At 53.5% G+C, this 15823-nt stretch carries 14 protein-coding genes; 8 read left to right on the plus strand and 6 right to left on the minus strand.

Annotated features, from left to right (window positions below):
• Window positions 1–46: 46 nt before the first annotated feature.
• Window positions 47–847 (plus strand): ADP-ribosylglycohydrolase family protein, encoded by an 801-nt coding sequence (locus tag ACO5Z0_RS04625; RefSeq protein ID WP_485649395.1) that lies wholly within the window; start codon window positions 47–49, stop codon window positions 845–847.
• Between the two features lie 32 nt (window positions 848–879).
• Here ACO5Z0_RS04625 and ACO5Z0_RS04630 read toward each other — a convergent pair whose 3' ends face one another.
• From ACO5Z0_RS04630 to ACO5Z0_RS04655, 6 genes are all read right to left on the minus strand, one after another.
• Window positions 880–1590, minus strand: coding sequence for a DNA-3-methyladenine glycosylase family protein (locus ACO5Z0_RS04630; RefSeq protein WP_485649396.1), 711 nt, complete (start codon window positions 1588–1590; stop codon window positions 880–882).
• 156 nt (window positions 1591–1746) lie between these two features.
• Window positions 1747–2037 carry a type I restriction-modification enzyme R subunit C-terminal domain-containing protein gene (locus tag ACO5Z0_RS04635; protein WP_485649397.1) on the minus strand — a complete coding sequence of 97 codons (291 nt, stop codon included), beginning with the start codon at window positions 2035–2037 and terminating at the stop codon, window positions 1747–1749.
• Window positions 1920–4142 (minus strand): DEAD/DEAH box helicase family protein, encoded by a 2223-nt coding sequence (locus ACO5Z0_RS04640; RefSeq protein WP_485649398.1) that lies wholly within the window; start codon window positions 4140–4142, stop codon window positions 1920–1922. The genes ACO5Z0_RS04635 and ACO5Z0_RS04640 overlap by 118 nt, the downstream gene beginning before the upstream one ends.
• Window positions 4127–4600, minus strand: coding sequence for a type I restriction endonuclease (locus ACO5Z0_RS04645; protein WP_485649399.1), 474 nt, complete (start codon window positions 4598–4600; stop codon window positions 4127–4129). The genes ACO5Z0_RS04640 and ACO5Z0_RS04645 overlap by 16 nt, the downstream gene beginning before the upstream one ends.
• Window positions 4601–4857: 257 nt before the next feature.
• Window positions 4858–5367, minus strand: coding sequence for a restriction endonuclease subunit S (locus tag ACO5Z0_RS04650; RefSeq protein WP_485649400.1), 510 nt, complete (start codon window positions 5365–5367; stop codon window positions 4858–4860).
• Window positions 5364–6860 carry a class I SAM-dependent DNA methyltransferase gene (locus ACO5Z0_RS04655; RefSeq protein ID WP_485649401.1) on the minus strand — a complete coding sequence of 499 codons (1497 nt, stop codon included), beginning with the start codon at window positions 6858–6860 and terminating at the stop codon, window positions 5364–5366. The genes ACO5Z0_RS04650 and ACO5Z0_RS04655 overlap by 4 nt, the downstream gene beginning before the upstream one ends.
• A gap of 482 nt (window positions 6861–7342) precedes the next feature.
• Here ACO5Z0_RS04655 and ACO5Z0_RS04660 point away from each other — a divergent pair, with 482 nt between their 5' ends.
• From ACO5Z0_RS04660 to ACO5Z0_RS04690, 7 genes are read left to right on the plus strand one after another with little or no spacing between them, the layout of a single operon-like run.
• Complete coding sequence (locus ACO5Z0_RS04660; protein ID WP_485649402.1) at window positions 7343–8764, plus strand: phosphodiester glycosidase family protein; 1422 nt, start codon at window positions 7343–7345, stop codon at window positions 8762–8764.
• A gap of 56 nt (window positions 8765–8820) precedes the next feature.
• A complete protein-coding gene (locus ACO5Z0_RS04665; RefSeq protein WP_485649403.1) occupies window positions 8821–9117 on the plus strand; it encodes an acetyl-CoA carboxylase in 297 nt (98 codons plus the stop codon).
• Between the two features lie 44 nt (window positions 9118–9161).
• Window positions 9162–11411 carry a SpoIVB peptidase S55 domain-containing protein gene (locus ACO5Z0_RS04670; protein WP_485649404.1) on the plus strand — a complete coding sequence of 750 codons (2250 nt, stop codon included), beginning with the start codon at window positions 9162–9164 and terminating at the stop codon, window positions 11409–11411.
• Window positions 11408–12178, plus strand: a complete 771-nt coding sequence (locus ACO5Z0_RS04675; RefSeq protein ID WP_442672207.1) for an MlaE family ABC transporter permease — start codon at window positions 11408–11410, stop codon at window positions 12176–12178. Before ACO5Z0_RS04670 ends, ACO5Z0_RS04675 begins: the two co-directional genes overlap by 4 nt.
• A 24-nt stretch (window positions 12179–12202) precedes the next feature.
• On the plus strand, window positions 12203–12952 hold the full coding sequence (locus ACO5Z0_RS04680; protein WP_485649405.1) for an ABC transporter ATP-binding protein: 750 nt from the start codon (window positions 12203–12205) through the stop codon (window positions 12950–12952).
• Window positions 12949–14232: an MlaD family protein gene (locus ACO5Z0_RS04685; RefSeq protein WP_485649406.1), complete on the plus strand. Its 1284-nt coding sequence runs from the start codon at window positions 12949–12951 to the stop codon at window positions 14230–14232. The genes ACO5Z0_RS04680 and ACO5Z0_RS04685 overlap by 4 nt, the downstream gene beginning before the upstream one ends.
• A 12-nt stretch (window positions 14233–14244) precedes the next feature.
• Entirely contained in the window at window positions 14245–15816 is a 1572-nt protein-coding gene (locus tag ACO5Z0_RS04690) for a TolC family protein (RefSeq protein ID WP_485649407.1), read from the plus strand.
• The last annotated feature ends 7 nt before the right edge of the window (window positions 15817–15823 follow it).

Raw genomic sequence — 15823 nt, forward strand, 5'->3', positions numbered from 1 at the left:
ATGAAAGTCGTTGAGACAAACGGGGAAGTGGAAAGGAGACAGTCTTATGTATGGAGCGATTTTAGGCGATATGATCGGTTCGCCGTATGAATTTGACCGCGGCGGCAAGACGAAGGAGTTTCCTCTGTTCAGCCAAGGCTCGCGCTTTACGGATGATACGGTGATGACGATCGCTGTAGCCGACGCCTTGTTGGAAGTGGGAGAAGAGGCTGACGAAGCGGCGGTTTGTGCGGCGGTCGTTCGCGCGATGCAGCGCTGGGGCAGACGGTATCCGCACATCGGCTACGGCGGACTCTTCCGCCACTGGCTGGTGAGCGATGAGCCGGCGCCTTACGGCAGCTTCGGCAACGGCTCGGCGATGCGCGTCGCCGCTGCGGGCTGGCTCTATGATACGCTCGCAAGGACGCGTGAGGTTGCACGGCAGACGGCGGTCGTCACGCATAATCATGCGGAGGGCGTCAAGGGAGCAGAGGCGACGGCGAGCGCTATATTCCTCGCGCGTGAGGGCAAGTCGAAGGAAGAAATCAAGGAATATATCGTGCGGGAGTTCGGCTACGATTTGTCGCGTACGCTCGATGAGATTCGCCCCTTTTACTCGATGGACGCTACATGCCAAGGATCCGTGCCCGAGGCGATCCTCTCGTTCCTCGAAAGCACGGATTTCGAGGATGCCGTGCGAAATGCCGTATCGATCGGCGGCGATACGGACACGGTCGCCTGCATCGCGGGCAGCATTGCCGAAGCCTTCTACGGCGTGCCTGAAGCGCTGAAAGCAGAATGCCGCCGCCGTCTGCCGCAGGAGATGAATCGGATACTTTGTTTGATGGATTCGTGCAGAGTGGCATAGATACACGCAAGGGAGCCGCAGCAGCGATGATTTCATGGCTGCTGCGGCTCCTTTGCCGTATCGATATTTTGCTGTTTATTCGGTTTCTGACGGGCAGCGCCCCCCTGCCTTGCTTTTGCAGCGGGATCAGTCAGCCCCTCGACGGCGCCGCCTGCGACTGCCCAGAGGTAGAGACTTGCAGTGCTGGCGTAGGGAGAGTATCGCTTTTTGTATCGTTCGAATTTCTTACGGTCGATTTCCCTATGACGGTAAAGCATTCGAAGGCCGCGCTGTATGCCGAGGTCGCCGAAGCTCAGTACGTCGGGACGCTTGAGCGTGAAGATTAAAAGCATCTCCGCTGTCCACGCGCCGACGCCCTTGAGCGAAGAGAGTGCAGCGATGACCTCTGCGTCCGGCATCGTCTCTAAAGATGCGATGTTGAAGTCGCCGCTTGCCACTTTGCCCGCAAAGTCCAAGATGTAGTCCGCCTTGCGAAAGCTCGTGCCGACGGCTTGCAGCTCCGTGCGTCCAAGGGCGAGCAGATGCGTTGCGTCCACCGTATCAACTCTCGAAGAAAGTCTTTCCCAGACGGCTTCCTGTGCCTTCGTCGATATCTGCTGCCCGAGGATGTGATGTACGACCGAGGAAAAAATGTCGTCATGTACAGGACGCTGCAGCACGCCAAGACTGTCGATGACGGCGCCGAGCCGCTTGTCCTTCGCTTTTAAGTAGGCGAGTTCCATTTCGCCGCAGGAAACGATCATAGGGATCCTCCTAGCTAAAAGTTGGAGATTTTCGTTGAATGAACTCTCATTTTATGAAAATAGCTTTTCTGCCTGAATGGCTGGGAGTCGGAAATGTAGCCCCTTTTCTCGCCATCTCATCGGTCAATGTTTTGCGTGATTTTTGTTCCGTACATGCTAGGCTGCCTTAGGCGCAGCATTGGTGTTGATGCCATCGATGACGGCGAGGATGTTTTTAATCATGTTTGGCTCGAAAACTTCGCCGATGGAAAGACCGCCAAGGTTTTCCCTGTCGCTGAGGTCTTGGCGATCCATTGTGCCGTTTTGCACCAACCAATCCATGATGCACTTTACGAGACAGAGTTGCTCTTCGTTATATACGCTTTCGTCAAGAAAAGCAGAGAAGGCCTTTTGCGCTGCTTCCTGTGTAAGTCCTGTAAGGCTTCGGACGAATTTTCCCAAAGGCATATCCTGCGTTTCTTCCGGAAGCATTTTTTGATACTCTTCCTGACTGCCAACTTCGTGCCAAAAATCTTTTCTAAGGTAGCGATGTCGCTGTCATCGAGAGGAAGATTATTCTTGAGTTTTACGAGAACGGGCGTGTTTTCATTTTCCTTTACATAGCGAGAGGCGCGTTCATAGTAATCGTCCAATGTGTTGTCCGTTCCTAGTCGCTCCCCTTCGCGTTCAAAGATAACGGCATCCGTGATATTGATTTCTTTCAGCTTCATTTCTTTCTTCAGATACTGCATGAGTCCTCGCAGCTCCTTGCGGATACGCTCTATCTTCATAATGCCGGCGTTTTGCCAAAATTCTTCGGTTGATATCGCCGTCAGCGTATCGTAGGACTTCATCACATCTGGTATGGTGGCCTTCTGTGAGAGCTTCCCGGCAATCAGACGGATTTGTCTGCTGTATCTGTCAAAAGTTTTATCATCGTGCTGCGCTCTGGAAAGCATCATGCGATACATGATTACATCCAGTCGTTTTGCTGATTCATCCTCGTTCGCGGCAGGAATCAGCGGGGCGATGTTGTGCACGAGTTCCTCTGAAGATATTACTTCCAAGCACTCAAACGCTTTTGGGCTGGAAAATTTCTCCACATATTCGAGGTTTTGGCGAACTTGGAATTGTAGCGGATTTAAGGCAGAAATGGCTCCTAGAGCTTCATCTACCAGTTCTTTTCGGTATTCCATCAGATCGGATTGTTGGTATTCTATTGCCTGCAGTTCCTGCATCATCTTCACCTTCAAACGGAAGGTGAGTTCAGAGAGGGATGGCGCTCCATCGACTTCTTTTCCTTTGGGATTGTTGGTAAAATAGGTGCAGTTTCCCATGTAATCAAAGATATAGAATTCTTTTTTGTATTCACCGGGACCGAATAAATCCGCGCAGAGTCTTGTGCCGCGTCCGAACATTTGCCAGAATTTGGCTTTCGAGAACACGGGCTTGTAAAACACTAAATTGAGAATTTCCAGCACGTCTATGCCTGTATCCAGCATGTCCACGGAGATGGCGATTTGCGGGAACGTATCTTTGTCTTCAAAATCCTCTAATAGTTTTTTACGATACTTTTCCTTGGTGTCAATCACTCGCGCAAAATGTCCTTTGTACTCGGGATAGAGCTTATCAAACTGTTTCTTGATAAACTCGGCATGATTGTGATTCTTAGCAAAGATGATGGTCTTGCCTAGTTTGTCGCCGCCTTCCACCTTTAGCCCCTTTAGCATTATTTCGGTAAGAACTCGCTGCGTGGTGTCCGCATTGAAATATACCCGATCCATTTCCGAGGAGGAAATATAATCCGGCATGTCATCATCTTCGTCAAAAGCGTCCTCATAGCGTTCCTTGTCCTTCGGTGATAATTTATCATAGCTTATGCCCTCGGTGGGAATGCTGTAGAGTTTTTCAATGCAGTGATAATCTACAAGATATTTGTCTGCAAGAGCCTCTTTATATTCATAGGCGAAGGTCGGCATATCGTTTTCAAGATCGAAAAAATCATAGGTGTTGTGATCGACATCTGTTTTGGGAGTAGCTGTAAGCCCTATCAGCAAGGCATCAAAATACTCGAAAATGGCGCGATATTTCTTGAAGATGCTGCGATGCGCCTCATCGATGACAATGAGGTCGAAATGGGCGGGAGTGAAGAGTTTTTGCCCGTCTGCGGTTTTCATGTCATCAATGGCGTTCATGATGGTGGGGTAGGTGGAGAAAATCGCCCGATCGGTGGGCTTATCATCGCCACGCTCTAAAAGGTTGCAGGTGGAGAGATTTGGCATATGCCTAGTGAATGCCTTTTTCGCCTGCCGCACCAGATCTATACGGTCGGCGAGAAAAAGAATATTGGTTATATAGTTGTGCGCCAAGAGTACATCGATGAGTGAAATAACTGTCCGGGTCTTGCCGGAGCCGGTAGCCATTACCCACAGAACCTTTCGCTTGTTGTTGCCGTATTCATGGCAAGCCCTCTGGACGGCGATTTTCTGATAGGGGCGATTGGTGATGTCGTCATTGATCGCGAGCTGACGGAATGGCTTTTTTTGATTTCGACGATTTACGATGCGTTCCATATCCTTCTTGGCGAATACGGAATAAACCTTGCGGGGGGCATAGTTCGTGCGTCCCAAAACCATGTGGTATAACCGTTGGTATAAAAGATCAGCGGGCGCTGCCCCGTCATCTGCTCCAAACAATCGGCATAGAGTCGGGCTTGCTCTCTGCCTACCTCGGCATCAATCCCCGTTTTTTTAGCTTCCACTACGGCTAAAGGTTTGTGATTGTTGCCGTAAAGGACATAGTCCGCCCTTCCGTCTCCAGTGAGGGAAGGCATACCGCTAACAGGGACTTCTGTGAGGCAGTCCTCGCCAAACGTCCAGCCCATCTCCTTGAGATCAACGTCGATGATGGTGCGGCGGGTGTCTGCTTCGGTCTTGGCGGCGGCAGCGGATACTGCAAATGTATGCGCAGCTTCATTCTTTTTGCGCAGTTCGGCAAGTTCTGCTTTGAGGTTGGCCATTTCTTTTGCCAAGGATTCACGCTCTTTGGTCTTTTGGGAAAGTTCATCCTTGAGAGTTTCCCACTCTTTATTTGAAATGGACTGATTTTTGTCAGCAGCTAAAATAGATTCATCAAAGGTACGTTCCGTATAGGATTTTCCGTAGCAGTAGTCGATGAACTGGACAAATTCAAACAGGTTTGCCAGAGCAAGGACGGCTTCTTTATATCTAACTTGCTTATTCGTGTGTGCAGAGAAATTTCCAAGTTTAATGATGAAGCGAAGGCAATTTAAGATTTGACGAGATCCTCAGTCTTTTCCATCAGATGATTGCACATCTCAATCGCTTGGTCTATGTCCTCCAGATTTTTCACAATCTCTCGCTGTTTTTCTAAAGAAATTAACGGGATTTCAATATTCTCAAGTATGCCTTTTGAAATAGCTTTGAATGTACTCCCTGTTCCTTTTGCATTTAGTTCAGGCACACGACTACTCAAGAAATAAAATATATAATTTTTTAGGCATTTTAATGAAACAACCTGTATTGCCGCCAAACCTCGCCCTATGCAACATTCTTGATCTGCAACATTTAATGCGCCGATAGGAGCGCGTACAGAAATTAGAATATCGTCTTTATGGGCATATTTTTTAGGGGATGAACACCAAACTCTTACATTTGGATGTACTTTTCCAAAATCGGCATTTCCCTGAAAAAAAGGAATACCTTCACGCACAATATTATAAGATGCAGAATCTGGGGACTGTCCCATCGTTATTGTAGCAATTTCATTGAGTTTCATAGTCGCTCCTCCAGCCGTGTCAGAACGTCGTCCAATTTGTGATGAAGTTCGCGAATGTCCTGCATAATCTCCGCAACAGGTGGATACTCCACAGGCGTATACTCAATCTTCTTGTATTTATTGATGGATAGATCATAGCCGTTTTGCCGGATTTCCTCCGCCGACACCATAAAACTCTGGTCGGTGCGCCTGCGGCTTTTTTCGGCATCGAGATTTTCAAAACGCGTTACGATATCATTGATGTCGCCGCCTGTTCCTAAATCATCTCGCTTATCGTCGAGAGAATATCCGTCGGATTTCATGTCGTAAAACCAAACATCATCCGTACCGCCGGAGCCTGTTTTGGTGAAGATGAGTATGGCTGTGGATACTCCGGCATAAGGCTTGAAAACGCCGGATGGCATGGATATGACCGCTGAGAGTTTGTTGTTGTCAACCAGTTCCTTCCGTAAATCCTTGTGGGCTTTGGAGGATCCGAAGAGCACTCCGTCCGGGACGATGCAGGCGCAACGACCTCCTGCATCAAGCAATCGCAGGAAAAGCGCCACAAAAAGCAGCTCTGTTTTCTTCGTAGCGACTTTTGCTGTGAGATTGGATGCTACAGTATCGTTGTCCAGCGATCCCTTGAAAGGGGGATTGGCGAGGACGAGCGTGTATTGATTGGCATCGGTGTTGTTTTTTGATAGGGAATCGTTGAAACGAATATCCGCATTATCCATGCCGTGGAGGATGGTGTTCATAGCTGTGATCCGGAGCATGGTTTGATCGGTGTCGTAGCCTGTGAACATTTCGTCTTGAAAATGATCACGGATTTTTCTGTTGGTACGCAATTGAGTCTCGTAATGCGCCTTGATGAACTTTCCAGCGCCCACGAGGAAGCCTCCTGTCCCACAGGCGGGGTCTATGATAGTATCCTTTAACATCGGTTTCATCATGCGCACCATCATCTGAATAATGTGGCGCGGCGTACGGAATTGACCGATGCGCCCGGCGGTCTGGATTTTGCCGATCATATATTCGTAGAGATCGCCCTTGAGGTCTTTGTCTTTCAAGGGGAGATCGTCAATGGCGGTGACGACTTTTTCCGTAATGAGAGGATTCGGCAGGGCGAAGGTGGCATCCTGCATATAGCGGGCATAGGCGCTCTTGCGGCTGTCTTTTTCATGGAGATTTGGTTCTCCTTTCAATGTTTTAATGAAGGGGAACACCTTTGTTCCAAGGATCTCGTGTATCTCCTCGGCTTTTTTGTCTCGAAAGATATGCCACCGCATGGCTTGTCCTTCGTCGTCTTGGGGGAATATTCGTCTGCCGTTCGTAATGCCCAAGAGAGCGTCATTCTTTTCCATATCTGTTTCAACATCATCTAAAGATTTAATGAAAAAAAGATAAGTAAGCTGCTCGATGACGGTCAAAGGATTTGCCAGCCCATAAGAGTACATATCATTCCAGATGCTGTCGATTTTGTTTTTGAGTTCACCCGTAATCAACGCCATCATCCTAACTTACATAGATCGTTTGCTGTTCATCATATTTCGCATTTTTCAAAACAGAAGCCCTGCCTGATCTTGGAAAACCGTCTCGCTCATGTAGGAATTGATGCGCACTGCAGAAAATACGCAGTACACGTCCATTGCCTAATGACCATAAATGGTGATAATGTATAATGGTTGAATGATTGACGGTCAAACTTGTGCAAGGGAAAGCGCAGGTTTTTATTTGAGCATAGTCTATCACAAATCGTAGGCGTTTATCAATGAAAAGCTATATCTTGCTCGTTGGAATAGTGCAGCAGAATGTGTTTTATATGCTGCATATTTCAATAAAGCCTTGTGGCTGCAGGGGGCATGGGCAGTTGTCATGAGCTGTCTGCAATATGTTATGGATAGGCATTTGCTTTCGTGCTATAATAGGCTTCATCAACATAGTTGCGATGAGAGTCTACGGTGCGTGTGTTTTTTTGAGGGGCGGCGAGAGTATGGGAAAGACAGTGCTGCATTTGGTTCTGGCTCTGGCTTTACTTTTGGGAGCGGGCAGCGCTGCAGCTGCGCCGGTGCAGACTTCTGTACCGCAGACGCAGCAGATGGCGGCGAAGACGCTCACGGGTGTGCGCTTCGGTGTAAGCGATGAGTACGAACGCGTTGTGTTTGATTTGACGACCTTGCCTGCTTACGAGATATATACGGAAAACGATGGGCAGACGATCGTCATGTTTCTCTCGGGGGCGCATAGCCGTGCGGTGCAGCCGAAGATTTCAGGCAGTATGGTTGAAAATGTTTATGTTTCGACTGTGCCGCAGGGAATAAAAGTTGTTCTTAATCTCGCGGCGCCGGCTGCTTACGAGGTCAAGACGCTTGCTAATCCGACGCGGCTCTTTATCGATGTGCAGAAAGAGTATGAGCGCATCACGGAGGAAGAGCCTGCACCCGGCTTGAAGCTCTCTACGCTTCGACGCCTCGACGAACGCGGACGCTTGACGGGCTGGGTGCTTGAGGCCGATCCCGCACGCTACCGCGCTGTGCCCGTGCTCGCGAAAGGCGTTGTTGCAGGCCGCGCTACGGTCAGTGCGATGTCGGATATGACGGGAGCCGTCGCTGCCGTCAATGCTTCGTATTTTGCGCCGAGCGGCGACATTCTTGGTCTTTTGAAGATGGATGGCACGGTCGTTGGTACGACATATTTTCGGCGCAGCGCTGTGGGATTTGATGACGCGGGCAAGACGTTTTTCGGCCCCGTCGATTACAGCGGTACGGTGACGCTCGGCAGGGTGCGCTTCCCTGTGGGCGGCGTCGACGCCGAGCGTGGTGCGGACAGTCTCGTTATTTACAATCATTATTACAGCGCGACGACGCATACGAACGAATATGGGCAGGAGTATATCATCAAGGGCGGCAGGGTTGCTTCTGTCAGCGCATCGAATACGGCGATTCCCTGTGACGGTCTTGTGATCTCGGTGCATGGCAAGGCGCGCGACGCTTTTGCACAGGTGAAGGTCGGCGATTCTGCGAGGGTGGATGAGCAGATGGGTGCGCCGTGGGAAACTTTGCCGACAGTCATCGGCGCTGGGCCCATGCTTGTAAAGGATGGCAGAGTCCATGTGACGGCGGCTGAGGAAGAATTCCCGTCCGATATCACTGTTGGACGTGCGCCGCGTACAGCTTTTGGGGTGACGGCGGATGGGCGCTATCTGCTTGCCGTCGTCGATGGGCGTCAGTCGCATAGTATTGGCTGCACTTTGCAGGAAATGGCGGAGCTCATGCTGCAATTCGGCGCGGTCGATGCGATCAATTTTGACGGCGGCGGCTCAAGCGCACTCGTTGTCGGCGGTAAGCTGGAAAACAGTCCGTCGGACGGCGCCGAGCGGGCGGTTGGTTCGGCGCTTGCGCTTTTACCGCGTTGAAGCGGGTTTTGAGTTGCTTCTTTATGGAAAAATCCGTTATAATGGAGGAGATGGAAATGAAAAGAGTGCTGTTCGCCGGTCTTTTTCTTGGTGTCATGCTGTTCGCTGTCCACGCGCTGATGGCGGGGGCAGTGATGGATGTGAAATCGAGTCTTGCCGGTACGGTCACATGGACGGCGGAGCCGGGCAGCACGTTGACGGCGGGCGCAGAAATCGTGCGTGTGCGCACCTTGACGGGCGAAGCGGCGGCGGCGCGTGCTGAGGATGGCTGCCGTATGAGTGAGACGCTTGTCGCTGTCGGCGACGATGTTGCCGTCGGGCAAATCGTTGCGCGTGTGGAGAAACAGGAATAATATCAGGAGTCTTCCCGTTTGTACCTTCAGGCAATCTGTACGAGGTGATATACTTGCGTAATTTCAAGAAGAAGATGCTTTCTTTGTGCCTTTCCCTGTCGCTTTCGGCGAACTTGGCAGCGGCGGCGTCCTTGCCGCCGCTCATGCCGCTTTCGGATGTCTATCCGGGCATGGAGGGAACGGCGTATACCGTGGTCGATGAGTCGGGGGAAATCCTGCCATTCCATGTCGATATTGTCGGCACTTATGAGGAGGGTTCGTCGACGAACCGCATCATGGCGAAGGCGTCGGGGCCTGTCGTGGAGCGTACGGGCGGCACGCTCCAAGGCATGAGTGGCAGCCCTGTCTATGTGGACGGGGCGCTTGTCGGCGCACTTTCCGCCGGGATTAAGGGCATGAGCCTCTACACGTTTTTCATCACGCCGATCGACGAGATGCTGCCGATATGGAATATGCCTGACTACAAGGCGGCGCATCTGAAGAAGGAAAAGAAGGAAGCGGCAGAAGAGACAGTCGCTGACGGCAGCGAGGAAGGCGCTGATGCGGGGGAGCCGCAGAAGGATGGGGAAAAGCGCACCAAGCTCGAAAAGGAAGCGCCGCCTGAGCCGGTGAAGGAAGATATAGAGAAGCCGCGAGATGGGAAGTCTGCTAAGAAGGAAGCGGAAAAAGGCTCGAAGAAAGAAAAGGAAGCAAAGAAAGAAAAGAAGGAAAAGCCTGCGGCAGATAAGGGTGAAAAGCCTGAGAATGCAGGCAAAAAGGCTGGATCGGCGGATGCGTCGAAGAAGCCGCAGCCGGAGAAAAATAGCCCCGAGGCTGCGGCAAAGACGCCGCAGCAGCGCAAGGATGAGCCTGCGAAAGACCAGCCTGCGGAGGAAAAAACACCCCAAGAGCCGCAGAAGCAAAAGCCTGCGGATTCCGGCGCGCAAGCTCCTGCTGAAAAGAAGCATGAGACGGAACAGAAGTCGGCATTGTATCTTGCAGGTTTCGGCAGCAGCGGCACGTCCTATATGGAGGAGAAGCTCTCCGCGCTGGGGTTCAAGGCGGGAGATATGCCTGCTTTTGGGACGCCGACGCGCGATACGCATGTCGTTTATGATGCTGCGCTTGCGCCGGGCAGCGCCATCGGCGTCGCTGTTTCCTACGGTGATTTTTCCGTCGGGGCGACGGGAACGGTGACGGCGGTTGACGGAAAGCGCGTGCTCGCTTTTGGTCATCCCTTTCTGCATAAGGGCAATGTCAACTATTTCATGACGGATGCCAAGGTCGTCGGTACGATCAGCGGCCCGACGGACGGCATGAAGATCGCGAGTATCGGCAATATCATCGGACGAATCAATCAGGACAGGGAAGCGGGTGTTGCGGGAATTCTCGGAGCCTTTCCCGAGAGCGTGCCGATGCGCGTGCGTGTGAAAGATACGTCGCTCGGCTATGATCGGAAGTTCGGCGCACAAATCGCTTACGATGAGGACTTCCTGCCGATTCTTGTGTCGGGCATTGCCTATGCGGCGATGGGAAAGACGTCGGACACGATCGGTGAGGCGACAGCAAGCCTCAAGTTCACGATTCGCACGACGGCGGGAGAGGACGGCAGGATCGAACGCTCGAATATGTACTACAATGCCTCTGACGTCGGGCAGGCGTCCGTGGGCGAGCTTGCGCAGATGATGGCGCTCCTCTGTCAGAATGCGGATGAGGAAGCGGATGTGACTTCGATCGACGTTGATATCGAGATGGAGAGTGCGAGAAAGACGGCGTCTTTGATTTCCGCTGTGCCCGATAAGCCTTCGGCGAAGCCGGGGGAAACGGTGAATTTCCGCACGACGATCAAGCCTTTCCGCAAGGATAAGGAGGAGTTGGTGATTCCCTATCGTGTGCCTGAAAGCCAGGCGCCGGGTGTCATGAGTCTCGATGTGCGCGGCGGCGGCTTTGTTCCTGTGACGACTGCGCTTCTGCAAAATGCGCTCGGCATCGATACGAGCGCTGAAGAGGACAAGACGCAGACGACGGCAGACAAGGTCAAGCAATTTTTGGAGCTGGGCCGAAACAACGAGATCATCGTCGCGCCGGCAGTCGCCCCGAATTTGCCGCTTTCGCCAGAGGAGAAGAAAGCGGCGAAGAAGCGTCTGCAAAAGGCGGAGAGCGCGCCGCAGAAGAAAAAGGAAAAGCGTGTCGATCTTTTAGGACAGCAGGCAAAGAAGCGGGGCAATCCGCGCGAATCGAAGTTTGAAACGGGCTATGTCATAGACAATGTGATTCATGCTTCATTGTTGATTGAGGAAGAGGATAAGAAATGATGATGCGGCTGTTGGAGAAAATCGGTTCTTTCGTGCTCGGAATGTTCGAGTGGGTCGGCTCCGTCATTTTGCTCCTTGCCGCTTCTGTCAAAGAGATGCGCCGCCCTTTGCGCCCGCGCCATATTTTCGCGCAGATGTCGCATCTTGGCGTCGACTCGCTTGCTATCGTTTCTTTGACGATGCTGTTTACCGGCATGGTCATGACGCTGCAGGTTGCGCATGAGTTCATCCGCTTCGGTGCGCAGTCAACGATCGGCGGCGTCATCGCCATCGCCGTTGGGCGGGAACTCGGGCCTGTGCTCGTCGGCGTCGTTTGTGCCGGACGCGTGGGCTCTGCCATCACAGCGGAGATCAGCACGATGAAGGTTACGGAGCAGATCGATGCGCTGCGCGTCATGGCGACGAGCCCCATCGGCTATCTTGTCGTGCCGCGCATGATCGCGTGCATGTGCATGGTGCCGCTTCTGACGGTGTTTGGCGATGTCATTGGCATCTTCGGCGGCTGGTTCGTCGCTACGCAGTATACCGGCATCGCATCGTACACATTCACGAACTCCATCCAGGTATTCGCCGTGCCGCACGATATTACGGGCGGGCTCATCAAGGCAGCCGTGTTCGGCGTCGTCATTGCCGTCTTGGGCGCGTGGTACGGGCTTCATGCTCCCGAGGGCGCGGAGGGCGTGGGGCGTGCTACGACGCGCAGCGTTGTAGCAGCGATTTTCTGCATTTTCTTTTTGAATGTGTTTCTTTCTTTTTTGCTGTATTGATATACTTTTGGACGGGGTCGAGATATGATACGACTGGAAGATGTGACGAAAACTTTCGCCGCGCATACGGCGGTGCGTCATGTGAGCCTCTCCGTCAAGCGGGGCGAGACGCTCGCCGTTATCGGCGGATCCGGCTCGGGCAAGAGTACGCTTCTGCGTCTGATGATCGGTCTGATTCGCCCGACCTCAGGAAAGATTTGGGTCGGCGATGCGGAGATCGCACAGATGACCGAATCCGAGCTTGATGAGGTGCGGCTCAAAATGGGCATGGTATTTCAGTATTCGGCGCTCTTTGACTCCATGACTGTCGGTGAGAATGTTGCTTTCGGACTGCGAGAGCACAAGAAGCTCAAGGAGAGCCGGATCGCAAGCATCGTGCGGGAGAAGCTGCATCTTGTGGGACTTGACGGCTCTGAGCACAGGATGCCCGACGAGCTTTCGGGCGGCATGAAGAAGCGCGTGAGCTTGGCGCGCGCCATCGCCATCGATCCTGAAATCATCCTCTATGATGAGCCAAGTTCGGGGCTTGATCCCATCACGACGACGAAAATCGATGATCTTATCATCACGATGCAAAAGGAGCTTCGCGTGACGAGCGTCGTTGTGACGCATGACATGGCGAGCGCCTGCTATATCGCCGACCGCATCGCTATGCTCGCCGGCGGTGAGCTCATCGCGCTCGATACGGTCGAGCGGTTCAAACAGATGAAAGATCCGCGCGTGCGTGCGTTTTTCCGCGCGATGGATACGGAAGGGAAGGGGGCGGACGTATGACGACGGAAGCGAAGGTGGGCGCATTTACGCTGCTCGGCATCGTGCTCTTGGCGGCGATCTTGCTACAGTTCGGGGGATTCTCCTTTTCGACGAGCCGCAGCTATACGATCTATGTGGGGTTCACACAGGTCGTCGGTCTGGCTCCTGAAGCGGATGTGCGCTATGCGGGGGTGCTCGCGGGCAAGGTCAAGGCCATTGAGCCGGAGGGAACGGGCGTGCGTGTGACGCTTTCTGTGGATCCTGACATCCGAATCCCGCGCGATGCACGCATCACGCTGTCGGCGAACAGCGTCCTTGGCGACAAGTTCGTTCTCATTTCTCCGGCGGGATCGAAGAGCACGGAGTATTTGAAGGACGGCGACTTCGTCATCGGTATGGATGAGACGAGCATCGACTCTGTGCTGGATAATGTAAGCGAAGCGATTCAGGATGTGCATGATCTGCTCGGCTCCTTGAACGACATCTTAGGCAATCCGCGCATGAAGGAGTCCGTCTTGGGATCGGCGGAGAATGTGCGCGAGGTTACGGCGCATATCCGAGACATGACGTCTGTGATGGGACGTGTCGCCTTGCAGAACGAGGGAAGTATGCACGCGATGATGCGTGAGATGCAGGCGATTCTCGCGAACCTTTCGGCGACGATGGAAACTGTGCGCCAGATGGCGGCGGATGTTTCTGACGGCGGCGCGACGGCGGCGAATCTTCGCCTGACTCTTTTGAACGTCGCCAAGGCGAGTGAAAATATCCGCATGGTGGCAGAAGAGATGCACGAAGTCACAGGCGATCCGACCGTGCGTGAAGATCTCAAGACGACGATCCATCAGGCGCGCGCCGTCACGGAAAAGGCGAACGAAACCCTGGATAATCTCAGCAGCATTGAGACACAGCCGTCGCTCGACGTGCTTTACAGCGGCAAGGAGCGCGACTGGATCACGAACTTCAACGTCGATGTATCAAGGGAAAGCGAGCCGGATCGCTTCCTGCGCGTCGGCGTCGAGGATGTCGGCGAAGCGAATGCGCTGAATCTTGAGGTCGGGCGCACCAAGGGCAGGCTGGGGGCGCGCGCAGGGCTGATCGCGGGCGATCCGGGCATCGGGCTGGATGCGGCGGTCGGCGGGCGCTGGCACTTCTCCGCCGACGCCTATGATCCGAACGATTTTCGACTGCGGCTTTCGGCGCAGTATCGTCTGCGTGAGGACACATATCTCATGGGGCAAATTAGAGATTTGAACCGCAGTGAACGGCGTGCCGCCTACTTCGGTCTGCATCAATCATTTTAGGGGGAAATCATCGTGAAGCAGCCAAAATATTTTTCCAAGAAGCTCTGTGCGCTTGTGTTGGGCGGGTTCGTCTCTTTCGGTCTTGCATCTGCCGTCTCGGCGCAGCCTCGCTCGCTTGCACTTGCGGAGAGCGTGGAGCTTGCTCTTGAGAACAACCGTACGATCAAGTCGTCTGTGACCGATGTCGATGCGGCGAACTGGGCGTACCGTGAAGCGCGCCGCACGGCAGGTCCGAAGCTCACGCTTTCGACGCAGGGCAGCCGTGTCGGCGGCAAGGCGTATGAGAGGTATCCTTCGGATTATGCCTATCGGAGCAGCGCGGAGCTTTCTTTCCCGCTCTATATGGGAGGACGCATTGAAAACGGCATCGAGGCGGCGCGTTACGGCGTGAACCGTGCGGATCTCGCGCTTGAGGGTGTGAAGCAGGCGGTGCGTTACCAGACGACGGGTCAGTACTTCAAGGCGCTCGAATATCGCAATCTCATCAAGGTCGGCGAGATGTCCGTCGCAAATTTGAAAAGCCATCTCGACAATGTGAACGCGCAGTATCGCGTCGGTACGGTCGCACGCTCCGATGTACTCGCGTCCCAGGTTTCACTCGCGAACGCCGAGCAGAATCTCGTAAATATCAAGAATAATTACGATGTCGCCATCGCCGGACTGAACAAGATCATCGGACTGCCGACCGCCACGGAGCTTTCTCTGGCAGATGAGCTTTCTTATAAGAAGTACGATCTGGCGCTTGCGGACTGCACGGCATACGCGCTCGCGCATCGAGCCGATGTCATCGCGGCGGATTATGCCGTGCGTCAAGCGAACGCCGCTTTGGAAATGACGCGCGGCGCATCCTTGCCGCAGGTCAGTGCGGCGGCGACGCGCACGGTCGGCGGCGACAGCTGGTTCTCGAACAATACGGACTCGGCGGACACTTGGTCGATCGGCGTGCAGGCGAGCTGGGCGGCATTTGACAACAACGTGACGGCGGCGCAGGTGAATCAGAAGCGTGCGGCGGTGCACAAGATGCAGCAGGCGGCGGAAGATATGCGTGAGCAGGCAGAGTTGGACGTGCAGACGGCGTATCTCAGTCTCTTGGCGGCAGAGAAGAATATTCGGACGACGAGCGTCGCTGTCGAACGTGCCATCGAGGACTTCAAGATTGCGCAGGTGCGTTACACGGCGGGCGTCGGTACGAATCTCGACGTAACGGACGCGGATGAAAAACTCGTCAAGGCACAGACGAATTACTACGACGCTCTCTACAATTATAACCTCAGCAGGGCGGCGCTCGACCGCGCTATGGGGCTGCCTGTCGATCTCGACGCCGGTTCTTATCGGGCGAAGGTCGATGCGAAGTATCATAAGGCGGCAGAGGAGCAGGCGGAGATGGCGCTTTACCATACGGATGAAGCGGAGGCGAAAATGGCTGCCGAGCAAAAGGCGCTTGATGAAAAGAGTAAACGCAGCGCGGCGAAGGATGACGCCATGATTCCTGTGACGCAGGGCGCGCCGGTAAAAACCGCTTCCGTCAAGACGGCGGAAAAGGATGCAGCGGCTGAAGCGGTGCAGGCAGGAAGGTCGATCTAAGGCAAAA

Source organism: Selenomonas sp., from assembly GCF_057272215.1.